Annotated in this window: 10 protein-coding genes; 3 read left to right on the forward strand and 7 right to left on the reverse strand. The window is 70.8% G+C overall.

Annotated features, from left to right (window positions below; genetic code table 11):
- Positions 1 to 31 precede the first annotated feature (31 nt).
- Positions 32 to 1,255, reverse strand: a complete 1,224-nt coding sequence (gene mycP / locus MED15_RS10575; protein WP_112735471.1) for a type VII secretion-associated serine protease mycosin — start codon at positions 1,253 to 1,255, stop codon at positions 32 to 34.
- Positions 1,256 to 1,407: 152 nt separating this feature from the next.
- Between mycP and MED15_RS10580 the strand changes: the two genes are divergently transcribed.
- Positions 1,408 to 4,281, forward strand: a complete 2,874-nt coding sequence (locus tag MED15_RS10580) for an SseB family protein (protein WP_112735681.1) — start codon at positions 1,408 to 1,410, stop codon at positions 4,279 to 4,281.
- A complete protein-coding gene (locus tag MED15_RS10585; protein ID WP_112585716.1) occupies positions 4,278 to 4,643 on the forward strand; it encodes a hypothetical protein in 366 nt (121 codons plus the stop codon). Before MED15_RS10580 ends, MED15_RS10585 begins: the two co-directional genes overlap by 4 nt.
- Before the next feature lie 4 nt (positions 4,644 to 4,647).
- Here the strand turns inward: MED15_RS10585 and MED15_RS10590 are convergent, their stop codons facing one another.
- From MED15_RS10590 to acs, 4 genes are all read right to left on the reverse strand, one after another.
- Positions 4,648 to 5,580 carry an alpha/beta fold hydrolase gene (locus tag MED15_RS10590; protein WP_112585718.1) on the reverse strand — a complete coding sequence of 311 codons (933 nt, stop codon included), beginning with the start codon at positions 5,578 to 5,580 and terminating at the stop codon, positions 4,648 to 4,650.
- Between the two features lie 211 nt (positions 5,581 to 5,791).
- Positions 5,792 to 8,245 carry an immune inhibitor A domain-containing protein gene (locus MED15_RS10595; RefSeq protein WP_112585720.1) on the reverse strand — a complete coding sequence of 818 codons (2,454 nt, stop codon included), beginning with the start codon at positions 8,243 to 8,245 and terminating at the stop codon, positions 5,792 to 5,794.
- A 332-nt stretch (positions 8,246 to 8,577) separates the two neighbouring features.
- Positions 8,578 to 11,373, reverse strand: coding sequence for an immune inhibitor A domain-containing protein (locus MED15_RS10600; RefSeq protein ID WP_112699983.1), 2,796 nt, complete (start codon positions 11,371 to 11,373; stop codon positions 8,578 to 8,580).
- Positions 11,374 to 11,640: 267 nt separating this feature from the next.
- A complete protein-coding gene (gene acs / locus MED15_RS10605; protein WP_112680829.1) occupies positions 11,641 to 13,605 on the reverse strand; it encodes an acetate--CoA ligase in 1,965 nt (654 codons plus the stop codon).
- 321 nt (positions 13,606 to 13,926) lie between these two features.
- Here acs and MED15_RS10610 point away from each other — a divergent pair, with 321 nt between their 5' ends.
- Positions 13,927 to 14,673, forward strand: a complete 747-nt coding sequence (locus tag MED15_RS10610) for a Fic family protein (protein WP_112585724.1) — start codon at positions 13,927 to 13,929, stop codon at positions 14,671 to 14,673.
- Positions 14,674 to 14,691: 18 nt separating this feature from the next.
- On the opposite strand, the gene MED15_RS10615 is transcribed toward MED15_RS10610, so the two are convergent.
- Complete coding sequence (locus MED15_RS10615) at positions 14,692 to 15,495, reverse strand: HAD family hydrolase (RefSeq protein ID WP_030486293.1); 804 nt, start codon at positions 15,493 to 15,495, stop codon at positions 14,692 to 14,694.
- 339 nt (positions 15,496 to 15,834) lie between these two features.
- The gene (locus MED15_RS34165; RefSeq protein ID WP_181541681.1) at positions 15,835 to 16,083 is read right to left on the reverse strand and encodes a tyrosine-type recombinase/integrase; all 249 of its coding nucleotides are present in this window, start codon (positions 16,081 to 16,083) and stop codon (positions 15,835 to 15,837) included.
- Between the last annotated feature and the right edge of the window lie 59 nt (positions 16,084 to 16,142).

The following is a 16,142-nucleotide window of genomic DNA, read 5'->3' on the forward strand; positions in this document are numbered from 1 at the left end:
GTGGGCGGGCTCAAGCCGTGCGCGGGTGGGCTCAGGCGGGGCCGGCCGGGCGCCAGCGCCGACGGGCGCCACGGGGCACCACCAGGGCGAGCAGCGCCACGGTGACCGCCGTGATGCCGGCCACCGCGCCGACCAGCAGGGCTCGGTCCCGTGCGGCGGCCCGGCGGGCCTGGTGGGCGAGCTGCGCCGGGTCGGCCGGATCGTCGGCGAGGGCGGCGACCGGCCGAGCGCCGCCCACACGGCCGCCGCTGGTCTCGGTGACCGCCCGGTAGGGGTTCAACACCCCGGCGCCGTATGCGCCGCCCCGGCCCGCGCCCGGCGCTGGATCGGCGGTGGCGATGATCCGCTCCGCCACCTGGGCGGCGGTCAGCTCCGGCCGATATTCCCGCAGCAACGCGGCGGTGGCGGCCACGAAGGGCGCCGCGTAACTGGTGCCTTCGACCCGATGGTGGCCGGCACCGGGTGCGGCGGTAAGCACCTCGCTGCCCGGGGCCACGAGGTCGACGTACGGGCCGGTCTGCGAGAACGTCGCCCGCCCGCCGTCCGCCCCGATCGCGCCCACGCCGAGCACCCCGTCGTAGCCGGCGGGGAACGGTCGGGGGTCCCCGCTGCCGTGCAGGTTGCCGGCGGCGGCCACCAGCACCACGTCCCGGTCGACCGCGTACCGCACGGCCGAACGGACCTCCGGGTCGTCCGCGTACAGCACCACGGACAGGTTCACCACGTCGGCGTCATGGTCGACGGCCCACCGGATGGCCCGGGCGAACTCGTCGGCGCTGACCGTACGCCCCGACTCCCGCCCCTGCACCACCTGCTGCTCACTCACCCGCACCGGCAGGATCCGGGCACCCGGTGCCAAGCCGCGGAAGGCGACGTCGCGGCGGGGTGCCGCGACGATGATGCTCGCCACACCGGTGCCGTGCCCGGCGCAGTCCCGACCACCGTCCCCGCCGGGGTCGAGCAGGTCGGCGCCGGCCAGCACCCGCCCAGCCAGCTGCGGGTGCACCCGGTCCACCCCGGAGTCGACCACCGCGACGGTCACCCCGGCGCCGGTGGCCAGCGGCGCGAGCCGCGCGGGGTCGTACCGTTGCTGTGGCCAGGGCGTGGCCGCGACCGGCCGGACGGGGGCGAGTGCTGTCGCGCAGGCCGGTGCCGCCCGGAGCCCGGCGGTGGCGGCGACGGTCGGAAGGGCCGGTACGGTCAACAGGCTGGCGGCCAGACCTGCGAGGACCGGGCGTGTGATCGATCGGGACATCGACACCCTCCGTATCGTGTCGGCTCCGGAACGGGATGTTATCCCCTCCTGCACGCCCTGGCTGACCGCCGGCAGCCAGCCATTGTGATCTTGGTACCACCTTGTAGGTTGTACGCGATACCTGTGGCCTGTTCTCGGAAGGGGAGGTGGCCGTGACCGCATGGGAGCCGGCCACGGAGGCCGAGGTGGCGATGCGCGACGCGCTGCGCGCCAACGACCAGGAGCTCTACTTCCGGCTCCTGTCCCGCACCGATGTGCTGCTGCCGGTCTCCGCGCCGACGCAGCCCGGTCAGCCACCCGCCGGATGGGGCACGTGGACCACCGGCGGCCGGACCCACGTCCTGGCCTTCACCTCCGCCGCCGCCCTGCGGGCCTGTCTCGGCGATCACGCCGGCGGCAACCGACGCATCCCCTTCGCCGATCTCGCGGCCAGTTGGCCCAACCACGAGTGGTGGCTCGCCGTCAATCCGGGCCTGCCGGTCGAGGGCTACCTGCCGGCCTGGTTCGTGTCGCAGCTGTCCCGAGGCGACGTGCGACTGCCCGGCCGTGCCATGGGTGCCCGCGCTCGCCTGGAGCGGGCCGAGACGTTGGCCCGCACCCGGCCCGGCATGCCGCCGCGGGACGCCGCGCCAGCCGCTGGATCGCCTCCGGTGACGGCGGCAACCTCGTCCGGGCCCGAGAGTGCTCCGCTCGCACCCCGAAGGCCCGCGCGGAGCCCGGGCCCTCGGGTGGGTGCCCCGCCGGTGCCGGGTCCGGCGCCCCGGCCACCCGTCCCCGCCGAGCCGCCGCGCCGAGGGGGCGAGGAGGACCTGCCCGCCGCCGGTCAGCGGCATCCGACCGAGCCGCCCCGGCCCGCGCCGGGCAACGGAGCGCTGCCCCGCACCGGCCGGCCGTCCCGGTTCACCCCGTTGGCGACCGCCGGCCCCACCACAGACCAGGCCGGGCCTGGCGTGGGCTGGCCGGCAGCGACCCGGCCGGGCGACGTCGACGGCCCCGCTCCGGGTAACGGCAACGGTGGCCCCCAGGCCGCCCCTCGGCGTTCCTTCTTCGACCCCAGCCCGGCCCGCGACCCGGCCGCGAGCGGGGGACGCCCCGGTGACCGGGCGGCCCCGCCGACCCGGTTCGGGCGAGGCAGCCAGCCCTTCCCTCGCCGCCGCCCGGCCGACGCGCCGGCCGACGAGACCGCGACGCGGGCCTTTCCGATGGCGACGGACCCGGCAGCCACCCAGCCGATACGACGGCCGGAGGGCGGCCTCGGCGCGTCCCGCCGGACGGACGCGCCGCCATCCGGCGAGGAGATCACCCAGCCGCTGCCGCCGCGCCGGCACAACCCGCTGGCTGAGGAGCCCACCCGCGCGTTCCGGATGGCCGGTGAACCTCCCCTGGCCGGTGCGCCCGGGCGGCCATCGGCGGAGGAGACGCAGGCGATTCCCCAGGACCGGCCGGGCCGGTTCGAACCGGCGGAGGATCTGCCGGTGTCCGTCGCGGAACCGGTCTCCGGGCCGCCCGCGCCGCGCCGCGGCTTCACGCCCATCGTCATCGAGGGCACCATCATCGAGTCCCGCGACCTCACCGACCCGGTCGAGAGCAGCGCGCCGGTCGACGCGCCCCGGCGGCCCAGCCCCGCCGAGGCCGCCCCGCCACCGTTCGGCTCGGCGCCCCCCGGTCCGGGCCTGTTCGGTCCGTCGTCACCCAGCCCTGCCGAGGCCGCCCCACCACCGTTCGGCTCGACGCCCTCCGACCCGGGCCTGTTCGGTCCGTCGTCCTTCGGTTCCAGCCCATCCGGGCCCGCGTCGTTCAACCCCGGTCAGCCGGCCCCGAGCCCGTCCACTCCGCACCCGGTGATTCCGACAGAGGTCAGCGCTGCCGGCGGTGGCCTGGGCGACCCGCGAATCGACGGTCACGTCGACGCCCCGCTGCGTGACGACCGCGCCGACAGTGCTGTTTCCTCGGTCGGCCCGGCCGGTACGGACCAGCCCGGCGGCGAGGGCAGCGGCGCGAGCGTGATCGCGGACGACGTTCCGCGCCCGCCGGCCGACGAACCGCCGCCGGTCGAGTTCGAGCCGGCCAACACGGTCGAGGAGGACCTGCTCAGCGCCGCCGGCTCGGGCAGCACCGACACGTTCCTGTCCACCCTGCTGCTGGCCCGGGTGCTACTGCCGGCGGCACCCGAGTCGGTCCGGGGAAGCCGCCCCGGGGATCCCGGCTTCGTCTGGCGTACCGGGCAGCTCGACGGCGAGACGTACGTGGTGGTCTACACGTCGTCGGAGCGCCTCGCCGACCATGTCGAGGGGGACGTCGACACGGTCCGGGTGAAGTTCGCCCAACTGATCCGGCGCTGGCCCGACGAGGACTGGTCGTTCGCGGTCAACCCGGGTACGCCGGTGGGTGCCAAGTTGCCCGGTGAGCAGATCGTCGCGTTGGCCAACTGGGCCGCCGAGGTGGGGCTCGGGGACGACCTGGAAGTGGACCAGGTGGAAGCGCCCGCCGTGGCCGAACCCGCCGCCCGTCCCCGGTACGCCCCCGCGGCGGTCGACCCGACCCGGCCGACGGTCATGCAGAAGGCGATCGCCCCCAGCCAGCTCGCGTACTACCTGGATCGTGGGTACGACCGGGTTTCCGGGTTCGTGCACCGGGCCGGTGAGCTGTCCCACCTGACCACACCGGCTCAGCTGCACGAGGCGCTGGGTCTCAGCTACCCCGGCTCGCCGTTCGCCCCGGACGCCGAGGAGATCTACGTGCTGCGCTGGCCGGCGCACCGGCCGAGCCTCTACCGCATCCCCTACGGCGGCCAGAACGAGCCGGCGATGCGAGCCATGGAGGGTTGGGTCATCGAACGTCCGCCGTTCCGGGGCAACGGCTTCGCCCCTGGTGAGAGCAGCGACGTGGTGGCGGAGTTCAAGGTGGACAGCGCACGGCTGCCGCACGGCGCCCAACTCTGGCGCATCGGCGCGGACGGCAGCGAGCGGGTGGTCGCCGAGCTGGACACCGACTCGGTCACCTGGCGACGGGTCGGGGAGGCGTGATGCGCGACGGTTACGTGGCCCGTTGGCAGGGCCGGGAATACCAGGCCAGCCCGGACGGCGACAACATCCGCCTCTACCAGCCCGAGCCGGGCGAGGGCTTCGAGGAGGTCCGCGCGGGCCGCTACGTCCGGGTGCTGCCGGCGAGCGAGATCGAGGATCTGGCGTACGTGCGGACCACCTGCACCTGGAAGGGGCAGCCGTTCATCGTGCTCGGGGAGCACGACGCCTGGCTGCGGGTGGAGTACACCGGTGGTCGCTGGCCGGTGGCCGAGGCGATGCGGCTGGAGGTCTTCGACTTCGGCGTCTACCAGGGTTGGGCGCCGGCCGCCGAGGTCACCGACCTGCGGGAGCAGCGGGTCTGACCGGTCAGGTCTTCGCCCACCGCAGGATTTCGCCGAGCACCAGCTCCGGTGCCTCCAGGTGCGGGAAGTGCCCCACCCCGTCGAGCAGTCGCCACTCGTACGGGGCGACGACGTACCGGCCGGAACCCAGCGCGGTGCGGGGCAGGGAGGCGGCGTCCAGGGCGCCGTGCAGTTGCAGGGTCGGGGTGGACAGCGGCTTCTGCATCAGCCGGACGAACCGGTAGCCGTGCAGCCGCAGCAGTGAGCGGAACGCCCAGCGGTAACCCTCCAGCGCGCAGAACGCGGCCTGCGGGATGCACATCGCCTCCCGGCACCGCTCGGCGTACGCCTCGAAGTCCGGCCCGGCCACCCACTGTGGGCCGCCCCAGCGGCGCATGATCTCGCCGACGGCCGCAGCCCCATCGCGGGTCAGGACGTGCTCGTAGCGGGGTAGCTGGAACTTCAACGCCGGCGTGGAGGCGGTGAACTGCCCGCGCGGGTCGGCGAAGATGGCGGCGCGCAGTCGCAGCGGGTGCGGTGCCCCCAGCACGACGAGCCGGCGAACCAGGGACGGGTGGAACGAGGCCACCGTCCAGGCCACCATGCCACCGAGTCCGCTGCCGACGATCGTCGCGGATCGTTCACCGAGCGCGCGGATCAGTCCGGCGATGTCGGCGGCGAGGGTGTAGCCGTCGTACCCCCGGGGTGGTTTGTCGCTGGCGCCGTAGCCGCGCAGGTCGACGGCGACCGCCCGGAAGCCGGCGTCGGCGATCGCCGGCAGCATCTGGTGCCAGGCCCACCAGTGCTCTGGGAAGCCGTGCAGGAAGAGCACCATCGGCCCGGTGCCGCCCTCGACCACGTGGAACCGGCTGCCGTTGGCGCCGACGAAACGGTGCGTCCACGGCCCCTCGGTGAGGACACAGGACTCGTCGACGGCCCCGCCGCGCTGGTCGGTCATGGCAGACAGCCTAGGACCCGGTTGCCGCAGGCGACCCTGGCGGTCGCGTTGAACAGGGGAAAGCCCCGGGTTGCCCCGGACCAGGACCAGGGGCACCGGGTCGAATCTCCCTGGAGACACTCGACCCGCGACGTCCGGGAGATGGCGCACAAAGCGCGACGCCCGGGCAGATGACCTGCCCGGGCGTCGCTGGTTGGTGCGGGATCAGTGGTCAGCTGACCCGGATCTTCATCGAGGTGCCGTCCTGCTCCAGAACCTTGATCTTGACACCGGTAGCGGGGAGCTTGACGCCGTGGTTCGGCAGCTCCTCGTAGAAGTACTTCTTGGTGTCGTCGAACAGCGGCTCAGCGGCCTGGCCACGGATGTACTGCGGCTGGCTGTTGAGGTGCAGGGTGAACGAGTCCGCCTTGTTCAGGCTGAACGGTGCGTCGTACATCTGGACGCGGGCCCGCCACGGGGCCCCGGTCAGGTTGTAGATCGGGCGCGGGTGCGCGTCGATGTACAGGTTGCGACCCTCACCCGGGTGACCACCCGGGTTGGACGCCGACGCCGGGGCGGTGTTGTTGTCCGACCAGCGGGTGTTCCAGTACGAGATGAGCAGGCCCTCCTGGTACGCGTAGTGGTCCACCCAGTCCGGGCGGGTGTTCGCGTAGCCGAAGAAGTACGGGCCGGTCTTCAGGTACTTGTCGTACGAGACGTACGAACGGTTGCCGGCGATGTAGAAGTTGTCGAACAGCCGGGTGTAGGTCGCCCCGACCACCTGGAACTTCTCCAACGACCAACCGGCGTCGGTCTCGGCGCCGTCACTGAGCACGGTCTGACCGTCGGCGGTCACGGTGATCGCGTCACCGAAGAAGCCGCCCTCGGAGACGCCACCGTCGGTGACGTAGTGCAGGCGAACCTGCGCCACCTTGCCGGCGACCGCGGTCAGCGGGATGTTGATGTCCGCCCAGGCGCCCTTGCTGGTGCCGGCGAGGGCCGGACGCCCCGCGCCGTCGACGCCGATCGGCGTGCCGTTGGCGGTGCCGTCCAGGTCGATCCAGGTCTTTCCGCCGTCAGTGGACGCCTCGAAGTAGAGGTAGTCGTAGCCGGCCTCGATGCTGTACTTGCCCTTGAGCGACATCGCCGCTGCGGACTTGCCGGTGAGGTCGAACGTCCTCGTCATCTTGCTGTCGAGGTTGTCCTCATTGCCGGAGAAGTACTGCTTGGTGCCCTCGAACGGCGCACCGTAGTTGAACGTGTACTCCCGTTGCGGGAGTACGACCACTGCGGCCTGGGCCTTGTCCGAGTTGTACTCCTGCGGACCGAGCTCCAGGGAGCGCTTCTGCCCCGCCACGATCACCTCGTAGTCGAGCCAGCCAAGCTGGAGCTTGTTCCACGCGCCGAGGTCGCCGCCCCGGTCGCCGATGCCGGCGTCGTTCTTGGCGCCGAGCCGGCTCTGGGCCATCAGGGTCCAGTGCTCGTTGCTGTTGTCCGCCGGGCCGTAGTCGTCCGGCAGGCCCAGGTCGTGGCCGTACTCGTGGTAGAAGACGCTGCGGCCGCCGTTTTCCGGCTGGATCGTGTAGTCGCGGATCCAGACGCCGGTGTTGCCGATCTGGGTGCCGCCGATCGGGAAGTTCGGCGGGCCGACGGGCGAGCTGTTGAACGCCGACCAGCGGTGGCTCCAGATCGCGTCCTCACCCTGCTGCGGGTCACCGTCGGCCTGGTCGCCGCCGGAGTGGACGATCTGGAAGTGGTCGATGTAGCCGTCCGACTCGTTGAAGTCGCCGTCGCCGTCGAAGTCGAAGCGGTCCCACTGGTCGAAGGACTTCATCTCCGCGGCGATCTGCGCGTCCGTCCGGCCCTTGGCCTTCTGGTCGGCGACCCACTGGTTGGCGGCGTCGGCGATCAGGTTCCAGGTGTTCGGGCAGACGTTGTCGGCGCAGACGGCCCGGTCATCCTGCGGGTCCGGCTCCTGGCCGGGCTCCGGGTCCGGGATCGGGTCGTCGGAGCGACCGTAGCGGGCCTCGTTGTACTTGACCTTGACCCAGTCGGTCACCTCACCGTCGACGGTGTAGCGACCCGAGGACTGGGCCTCGTAGTACTGCTTGAGCGACTCGTCGCCCGGGTTGGTGCCGAAGTAGAGCTGGCGGAAGTGCTCCGGGCTGAAGTCCGGCTGCCAGATGGTGGAGTTGTCCACGGCCCGGTTGGGCTCGGGGATCTTGTTGTGCAGCGGACCCTCGAACGTCGTCGGTCCGGCGATCTCCGGGTTCATGTCCTTGTCCGGGTAGGACGGGTGCCGCTCGTCCCCGAACTCGGCCAGGATCACGAAGATCTTGTCGGTCCGCTCGCGCTTGAGCTCGACGTACTGGTCCTTGGTCTGCTTCGCGCCAGCGGTGGTGCGGGCGTTGGCGCCCAGTCCGGCCGCCTTGGCGACCTCGCCGACCTTGACGACAGTGCTTCCGTTGCGCTCGATCGGCTTGCTCCGACCGCTCAGCACGTCGCTGAGCCCCTGCTCACGCAGTGCGCGGCGCTTCTCCTCGAGCTTGTCGGGGAGTTCATCCTTCAGCGCCTGTGGTTCGGCAGCGGCCGGTGCTGCGGCCGGCAGTTTGGGCTGAGGCGCCGCCGAGGCGGACGGGCCGAAAGCCAGGCCTGTCGCCGTCAGTGAGAGCCCGAGCAGACCCACTGCGACTTTGCGCACGTGGTACCTCCGGTTTGAGGGAACCGGCCCAACGGGGTACGGGCCGGTGGGAGATCGATCCCACTAGTGGGACCATTGGTGAACATAGTTACTGGCGGGACGGGTGGGAAGACGAACGCGTCGATTTGTTGCAAGATTTTGTTGGGAATGCTTTTCACCGTCACACCCCGCCGGTTCATCAGCCGCGTTGACCAGCGCGGCTCCGGGCGCGAACGTATACAACGACATTTTTCGATCAAGCCGATCGCACATACGACAGTGGGACCGGCAGCGTCTCCGCCACCGGCCCCACCGTCAGTTCTCGACCCGTGAAACCGTTACTTCTTGGCCGGGGTCACGTAGATCATGGCCGACGAGTTGTCCCCGGCGGCCTTCTTGATCGTCAGCGAGACGCCGTAGTTCACGCCCTGGTCGCCGGGGTTGCCGGTGCCCAGCACGATCGCGCCACCGCCCAGGGTCACGCCGTAGAACTCCGGCGCCGGGCTGCCGTCCGGGTTGGTGACCCGGGTGGTGTACGGCGCGTTGTCGCGCGACGGCAGGACCACCGACGCGTCGTTGTCCCGGGCGTAGGCAGCACCATCACGCATCTCGATGCCCGGGTACCAGCCCTTGGCGTCGGTGAACGCCTTCACCGGTGCCAGCCCCTTGAACTTCGTGCAGTACGCGCTGTACGGCTCGTCCGCCGCCTCCAGGCACTCGGTGAACGGGTACGTCCGCTGCAACGTGAAGGCCGCGTTCGACGACTGCGGACGGCTCGGCAGGTTGTCCGTCACCGACGGGTCCTTCACGGCCGCCTCACCGGTGCGCCGCAACGGGTCGAAGTGCGAGTCGACGATGAGCAACCCGCCCTTCGCGCCGTAGCTGGGCAGCGCGGTCATCTGCCCGGTGACGTGGTTGACGTCGCCGAGCGCGGTGTCCCGGTACCAGACCAGCATGCCCGGAGCGTTGTAGGAGATCCGGTCGACCTTCCACGCCTCGTGCGAGTAGATGGTGTCGTAGGCGTACTTCAGGCCCTTGTCGAAGCCGTCGAAGTTGCGCCACTCCGCCAGGTAGTACTGGGCGTGCACCTCGGTGCCGCTGGAGACCTTCCAGCCCCCGCCGGTGGTGTCGACGAAGGTGCCGCCGGTGGCCGTCCAGCCGTTGGCGCCGCCCTCGACGTCGTCACTCCAGGTGGTGGCGCCGCCGCCGGTGACCGAGAAGTCGTCGACGAACCAGTTGCGCTCCTCGAACGCCTCGTCGGTGGCCAGGCGCAGCCGCACCTGGACCGTCGTCCCGGCGTACGCCGACAGGTCGACGTAGTCGTGCCGCCAGCCGTCGGTGCTGCCGGTCAGGCCGTACTTCTTGCCGCCGAAGTCGTTCATGCGGCCGTTCGGGTCCGGGTAGCCGTCCGGCGTGGTGACCACCGTGCCACCCTCGTCGTACACCTTCTGCTCGGTCCAGGTCGTACCGCCGTCGGTGGAGAGCTCGACGAAGCCGTAGTCCCAGTCCTCCTCGATGATGTAGTTGTTCCACATCCAGAACTTCGAGTCGGCCGCCGCCGGCACGTCGACCGAGCGGCTCAGCTTGACGTCGGCCCACTCCTGATCGTTGTTGCTGTGCCACATCTTGGTGCCGCTGTGCGGGGTGGCCAGCGTCGTCACCTTGTCCGGCAGGTCGACCTTGATGCCGTCCTCGGAGTCGATCGGGGTGCGCGACGTCTGCCCGAGCTTCACCTCGCGCGGGTTCGACCCGGGGCGGATGGTCAGCGGGTCGGCCCAACCGAGCACCCACTTGTCCCAGATGCCCATGTGCGTCGGCAGCGCCTGGAAGATCTCACCCGAGTGCGAGCCCGAGGCCATCAGGTCCCAGAAGTCCACGTCGGAGTCGGCGTTGCCGGACGTGTCGTACAGGTCCGGCAGACCCAGGTCGTGGCCGAACTCGTGGGCGAAGACGCCGACGCCGGCGTCCTCCGGCTGCACGATGTAGTTCGACGCCTTCAGGTTGGTGCCCGGGATGGTGTAACCACCGGCGACCGTGGAGGAGTGCGCCCACACGGCGTAGACACCCTCGGCGCCGCCGCCGCGGGACTTGCCCTGACCGGCGTGCACCAGCACGAGGTGGTCGATCACGCCGTCCGGCTCGAAGACGTTGCCGTCACCGTCGCGGTCGGCCTGGTCCTCGATGTCGTAGTCGGCCCACGGGAAGTTCGGGTCCTTCGCGACGAGCGCGTCGATCGCGTCGGTCGCCAGGCGGCCCGCGCCGGCCGGGTTGTCCGGGTGGCCGTTCATCGACTGCTCACGGCCGGGAACCCACGCGCCGGTCTCGTCCTGGAAGCAGCGGTTTGCCGCGTACCAGCCCTCCGAGTGCGGCACGGTGATCCACGGGCTGGCCTGCCCGTCCACCGTGTACGCGTTCTTGGACATCTCCAGGTACATGTTGTGCATGGTGCGACCGGACAGGTCGATGCCCTTCTTGCCGTCCGGGCCCTTCAGGTCCGTGCGGACCCGCTCGGTGATGCCCTTCTTGCTGTAGAGCATCTTGTTGTAGTGCTGCGGCGAGAAGTCCGGCACCCACATCGAGTTGTTGTCCTCGTGGGGCAGCCGCGCCGGGTCTGGGATCTTGTTGTGCTTCGGGCCGTTCTGGACCGTGCCGGGGACGCAGGTGCGGTCCTCGAACACCGTCTTGGGGACCATGACGCCGGTGAAGTCGTCGTTGGCCTTGTCGTTGAACTCCACCAGCAGCGTTAGCAGCTTCGCCGTCTGGGTGGTCGGGGCCTTCTTGAACTTGCGGGGGTTTTGACCCGTCTTCAGCGACTTGGCCTCGTCCTTGGCCAGCTGCCGTGCGGTCACCGGGTTGCCCCGGGCGTGCTTCTGATCGAACGCGCGCGCGGACTCCGCGGCAGGGGTGTAGATGCCACCCTTGCCCTTCACCTCACGGCCGGTGGTGTCCGGCTGCACCTCGGGTTCGGCGTAGTTGATGTAGTGCTCGTCGGCGCCGATCACCGCCTGGGGGGTGGCGGACGGCGACTGGGCCGCCGCGCTGCCACTCACGGTCAGTGACGTGGCCGCGAGGGCGATGGCGGGCAGCGCGACGAGTAGTCGTCGCCGCGCCCTGGACTGCGGTTTGTGGTTCATGCCGCTCCGTTTCTCGGGCATGGGGAGGAGGACGTTGGGCTGGCCGACCATCGATGTGATGTGTGTCGAACTCTTCCAACCTGCGTGAACCTAAAGCACAACCGGCCGAAAGGACAGAGGTGATCTACGCCTGTGCCCGTTCAGCTTCTCCCGACTCCCCCGACCGACCGATGTGACAGCGCCGAGGCGGCACGAACCGAACCCGTAAGACATGACAGAGGGTGGCGGTCCGCACGGACCGCCACCCTCCAATGAGTACGCCTACCGTCAGTCCTCGTCGGACTTCGTACCGCTCATCCCCGAGGAGATCAGGTCCATCACCGAGGAGTCCTGCAACGTGGTCACGTCGCCCAGCGACCGGTTCTCCGCCACGTCCCGCAGCAACCGGCGCATGATCTTGCCGGAGCGGGTCTTCGGCAGCTCCGGCACCAGCATGATCTGCCGCGGCTTGGCGATCGGGCCGAGCGTCTTCGACACGTGGTTGCGCAGGTCGGCGATGAGCTGCTCGCCCGCCTCACCGGCGATGTCAGTGCTGCCCCGCGGAATGGCGAACGCCACGATCGCCTGACCGGTGGTCGGGTCGGTCGCGCCGACGACCGCAGCCTCGGCCACCGACGGGTGCGACACCAACGCCGACTCCACCTCGGTCGTCGAGATGTTGTGCCCGGACACCAGCATCACGTCGTCCACCCGGCCGAGCAGCCAGATGTGCCCGTCGTCGTCCTTCTTCGCACCGTCGCCGGCGAAGTACATGCCCTGGAAACGCGACCAGTACGTGTCGATGAACCGGTCGTCGTCACCCCAGATGGTGCGCAGCATCGACGGCCACGGCTCGCGCAGCACCAGGTAGCCGCCGCCACCGTTCGGCACCGACTGGCCCTGGTCGTCCACCACGTCGGCCACGATGCCCGGCAGCGGCGTCATCGCCGAACCCGGCTTGGCCGCGGTCACCCCCGGCAACGGCGAGATCATGATGGCGCCCGTCTCGGTCTGCCACCAGGTGTCCACCACCGGCAGCTCGCCCCGGCCGATGTGCTGCCGGTACCACATCCAGGCCTCCGGGTTGATCGGCTCGCCGACGCTGCCCAACAGGCGCAGCGAGGACAGGTCGAAGCCCGCCGGGATGTCGTCGCCCCACTTCATCATCGTCCGGATCAGGGTGGGAGCGGTGTAGAGGATGCTCACCCCGTACTTGTCGATGATCTCCCAGAACCGGCCCTTGTGCGGCGTGTCCGGGGTGCCCTCGTACATCACCTGGGTGGCGCCGTTGGAGAGCGGGCCGTACACGATGTAGGAGTGCCCGGTGACCCAGCCGATGTCGGCCGTGCACCAGTAGACGTCCGTCTCCGGCTTCAGGTCGAACACCGCGTGCGTCGTGTACGACGCCTGGGTGAGGTAGCCGCCGGTGGTGTGCAGGATGCCCTTCGGGCGGGCCGTGGTGCCGCTGGTGTAGAGGATGAACAGCGGGTGCTCGGCGTCGAACGGCTGCGCGGTGTGCTCGGCCGACGCGGTCTCCACCGTCTCGTGCCACCAGTGGTCCTTCTCCGACCACGCCACGTCCTCGCCGGTGCGGCGGACCACGAGCACGTGCTCCACCGACGGGGAGTTCGCCACCGCCTCGTCCACAGTGGGCTTCAACGCCGACGGCTTGCCCCGCCGGTAACCACCATCCGCGGTGATCACCACCTTGGCGCTGGCGTCCTGGATCCGGTTGCTCAACGAGTCGGCGGAGAAGCCACCGAAGACCACACTGTGCGCGGCGCCGATCCGGGCGCACGCCAACATGGCCACCGCCGCCTCCGGGATCATCGGCAGGTAGATCGCCACCCGGTCGCCGGCGGTCACCCCCAGATCGGTGAGCGCGTTCGCCGCCCGGCAGGTCAGCTCGTGCAGGTCCGCGTACGTGATGGTGCGGGTGTCGCCCGGCTCGCCCTCCCAGTGGATCGCCACCTTGTCGCCCCGGCCCGCCTCGACGTGCCGGTCCAGGCAGTTGTACGCGACGTTGAGCTGCCCACCCACGAACCACTTCGCGAACGGCGGGTTCGACCAGTCGAGCACCTCATCCCACTTCTTCGACCAGGCCAGCCGATCGGCCTGCTTCGCCCAGAAGGCCAGCCGGTCGGCCTCAGCCTCGGCATACGCGTCGATGGTGACGTTGGCGTGCGCGGCGAGTTCGGCCGGCGGGGGGAACTGGCGCGTCTCGTTCAGCAGATTGGCCAATGCCTCGCTCATGCCGTGACTCCTCATCCTCGGGGTGACCTGGGTCTCGATGGCACGAGGGTAGTCGCGGGGCCTGCGACCGGCCACGGCTGCCCGCCGCGTCGCGCCGAGTGGCCCCCGCCGCGCGCCCGGCGGCCCGTCCCCGGCCCGGTCGCTGGCGGGGCGCCTTGATCGACTCGGGTTCATTGAAGTCGCGGTGTCTGCCTCGCCCGGACATCGCGACTTCAAGAAGCCCGTGTTGACCTTGCCCGTGCCGGGCCGAGGCGGGTGGTCCCTGTCGCGTTGCGGGCGGGTGCGGCCCGCCGCGCCGGGCCGGGTCGTTAGCGTGGCGGGGTGACCACCGATCCGCTCGCCCCGTTGCTCGCGCTCGCCGACATCACCGCCGCCGTCGAGCAGGCCCGCGCGCGGTTCGACCAGGCGCTCGGGCACCGGGCGCTGCGCCGGCACGGTGGACAGGTCGCCGCCGAGGTCAGCCTGCGCTCCGCGGTGGCCAGTGCGGCCCTTGAGGGGGCCGGGCATGAGCGTGAGGCGGTCCGGGCCGGCACCGTCACCGACCCGGTGCTCCAGGGGGCGCTGCGGGTCGCCGGAGCGCTGCCGGGCCTGAGCGAGCTGTGGCCGAAGGCGCCCCGCCAGGCGCTCGCGAAACTGCACGTGCTCGCCGCACGGGACCTGGTGTCGGAGGCCGAACTGGGCCGCCCGGTCGCCGACCCGGTGGTCGCCACCCGGCTGGACGGGCTGGCCGGCCTCGTCGCCGGCGGCACCAAGGTCTCCCCGTTGGTGCTCGCCGCTGTCGTACACGGGGAGTTGCTGAACCTGCGCCCGTTCGCCGGGCCGTCCGGCGTGGTGGCCCGTGGGGCCGCCCGGCTGGTGCTGCTCGCCAGTGGCCTCGACCCGCGTGGCCTGCTCCCCGTCGACGTGGGGCACCGCGAGCGGGAGCCCGAGTACGTCGGCGCGGCCGGTGCCTTCGCCACCGGCACCCCGGACGGGCTGCGCTCCTGGCTACGCCACTACATGGCCGCCGTCGAGGTCGGCACCGACCAGCTCACCGCCATCGGAGACGAGATCCTCGCCGCCGCCTGAACGGTTGAACGGGTGGAGTCAGGCGGTGGTGGCGGCTCGGGTGCGACGATGCCGGCCGTACCAGGCGATGCCGATGGCCACGCCCACCCCGACCCCCAGGGCCGCCGCGGCCACCGGGACCGCGGGCCGTTCCCGCAGCCGCCGGCCCAGCGGGATCGGGTGCCGGAACTCCAGCACCGGCCACGCGTTCTCGGAGGCCAACTTGCGTAGCTGCCGGTCCGGGTTGACCACGCTCGGGTGGCCGACGCACTCCAGCAACGGGCGATCGCTGTACGAGTCGGAGTAGGCGTACGAATCAGCCAGGTCGTAGTCCCGGGCGGCGGCCAACTCGCTTACCGCCTCGACCTTGCTCGGACCGGCCGCGTAGAACTCGACCTCGCCGCTGTACCGGCCGTCCCGCACCGTCATCCGGGTGGCGATCACGTCGGTCACCCCGAGCAGCTCGCCGATCGGCCGGACCATCTCCTCGCCCGACGCCGACACCAGCACCACGTCCCGCCCAGCCGCCTGGTGCTCCTCGATCAGGGCGGCGGCTTCGGCGTACACGTAGGGGTTGATCAGCTCGTGCAGCGTCTCCGCGACGATCTGACGGACCTGCTCCACCTGCCAGCCCTTGCAGAGCGCAGCCAGGTAGTCCCGTGTTCGGGCCATGGTCTGCTCGTCGGTGCCGCCCAGCCGGAACATCAGCTGCGCGTACGCCGACTTGACCACGTCACGCCGGGTGATCAGCCCATCCCGGTAGAACGGACGACCGAACGCCAGGGCGCTCGACTTGGCGATGACGGTCTTGTCCAGATCGAAGAAAGCGGCACTTCGGCCCACGGCGCGAAAGTCTAGCCGGATGGTCTATCGTCGGCGGGTGCCCGGGGTCATGCCACCCCTCAGACCTGCGGGCTCTCCGCTCCGCGTGATCACGCTCACACTCTGCGAGGAGATTTTCGCAGTGAGTGGAGGCAGCACCACTCGACGTGACGGGCCCGCTCAGGCAGACTTGTCCGTACGACGAGCTTTCACATCCTCGAAACAGGCAGACCCTCAGCGGTTGCACCCCCCGTGACCGCTGAGTGGTTCGGCTCGACCCCCCCGGAGCCGAACCTCCGACGACCCCCGTCTCCCCCCGACGGGGGTCGTCCCTTTCTGCTGGAAACGCTCCACCACAGCTCACAAGTCGTCCTCCGGGCCGTCCAGACCGTCCAGGGACGGCGTTTCTACGGCCGGAGGCAGCAGGGAGGCAGCAGGGCCGTCGAACGCCTCCAGGACCCGAGCGGCGTAGTCGTCCGGGGTGTGGGTGTACCGGTTGAGCGTCGTTGATGCCTGTTCGTGGCCCATGACCCGCTGCACCAGGTTGATCGGGACGCCGTCGGTGACCAGCCAGGTGGCGTAGGCGTGCCGCAGATCGTGGAACCGCATCCCGCCGACAGCCTTGGCCGCGACGCACACCACTGCCTCCCGTTCGGTGGTGAACTCGG

Origin of the sequence: Micromonospora noduli (assembly GCF_003264475.1) — a bacterium.
GTDB lineage: Bacteria > Actinomycetota > Actinomycetes > Mycobacteriales > Micromonosporaceae > Micromonospora > Micromonospora noduli.

Excerpts from the sequence above, each read along its gene's own strand:
- mycP (WP_112735471.1), bottom strand. The coding sequence starts at position 1,255 with ATGTCCCGATCGATCACACGCCCGGTCCTCGCAGGTCTGGCCGCCAGC.
- acs (WP_112680829.1), bottom strand. The coding sequence starts at position 13,605 with ATGAGCGAGGCATTGGCCAATCTGCTGAACGAGACGCGCCAGTTCCCC.
- MED15_RS10590 (WP_112585718.1), bottom strand. The coding sequence starts at position 5,580 with ATGACCGACCAGCGCGGCGGGGCCGTCGACGAGTCCTGTGTCCTCACC.
- MED15_RS34165 (WP_181541681.1), bottom strand. The coding sequence starts at position 16,083 with ATGCGGTTCCACGATCTGCGGCACGCCTACGCCACCTGGCTGGTCACC.
- MED15_RS10600 (WP_112699983.1), bottom strand. The coding sequence starts at position 11,373 with ATGAACCACAAACCGCAGTCCAGGGCGCGGCGACGACTACTCGTCGCG.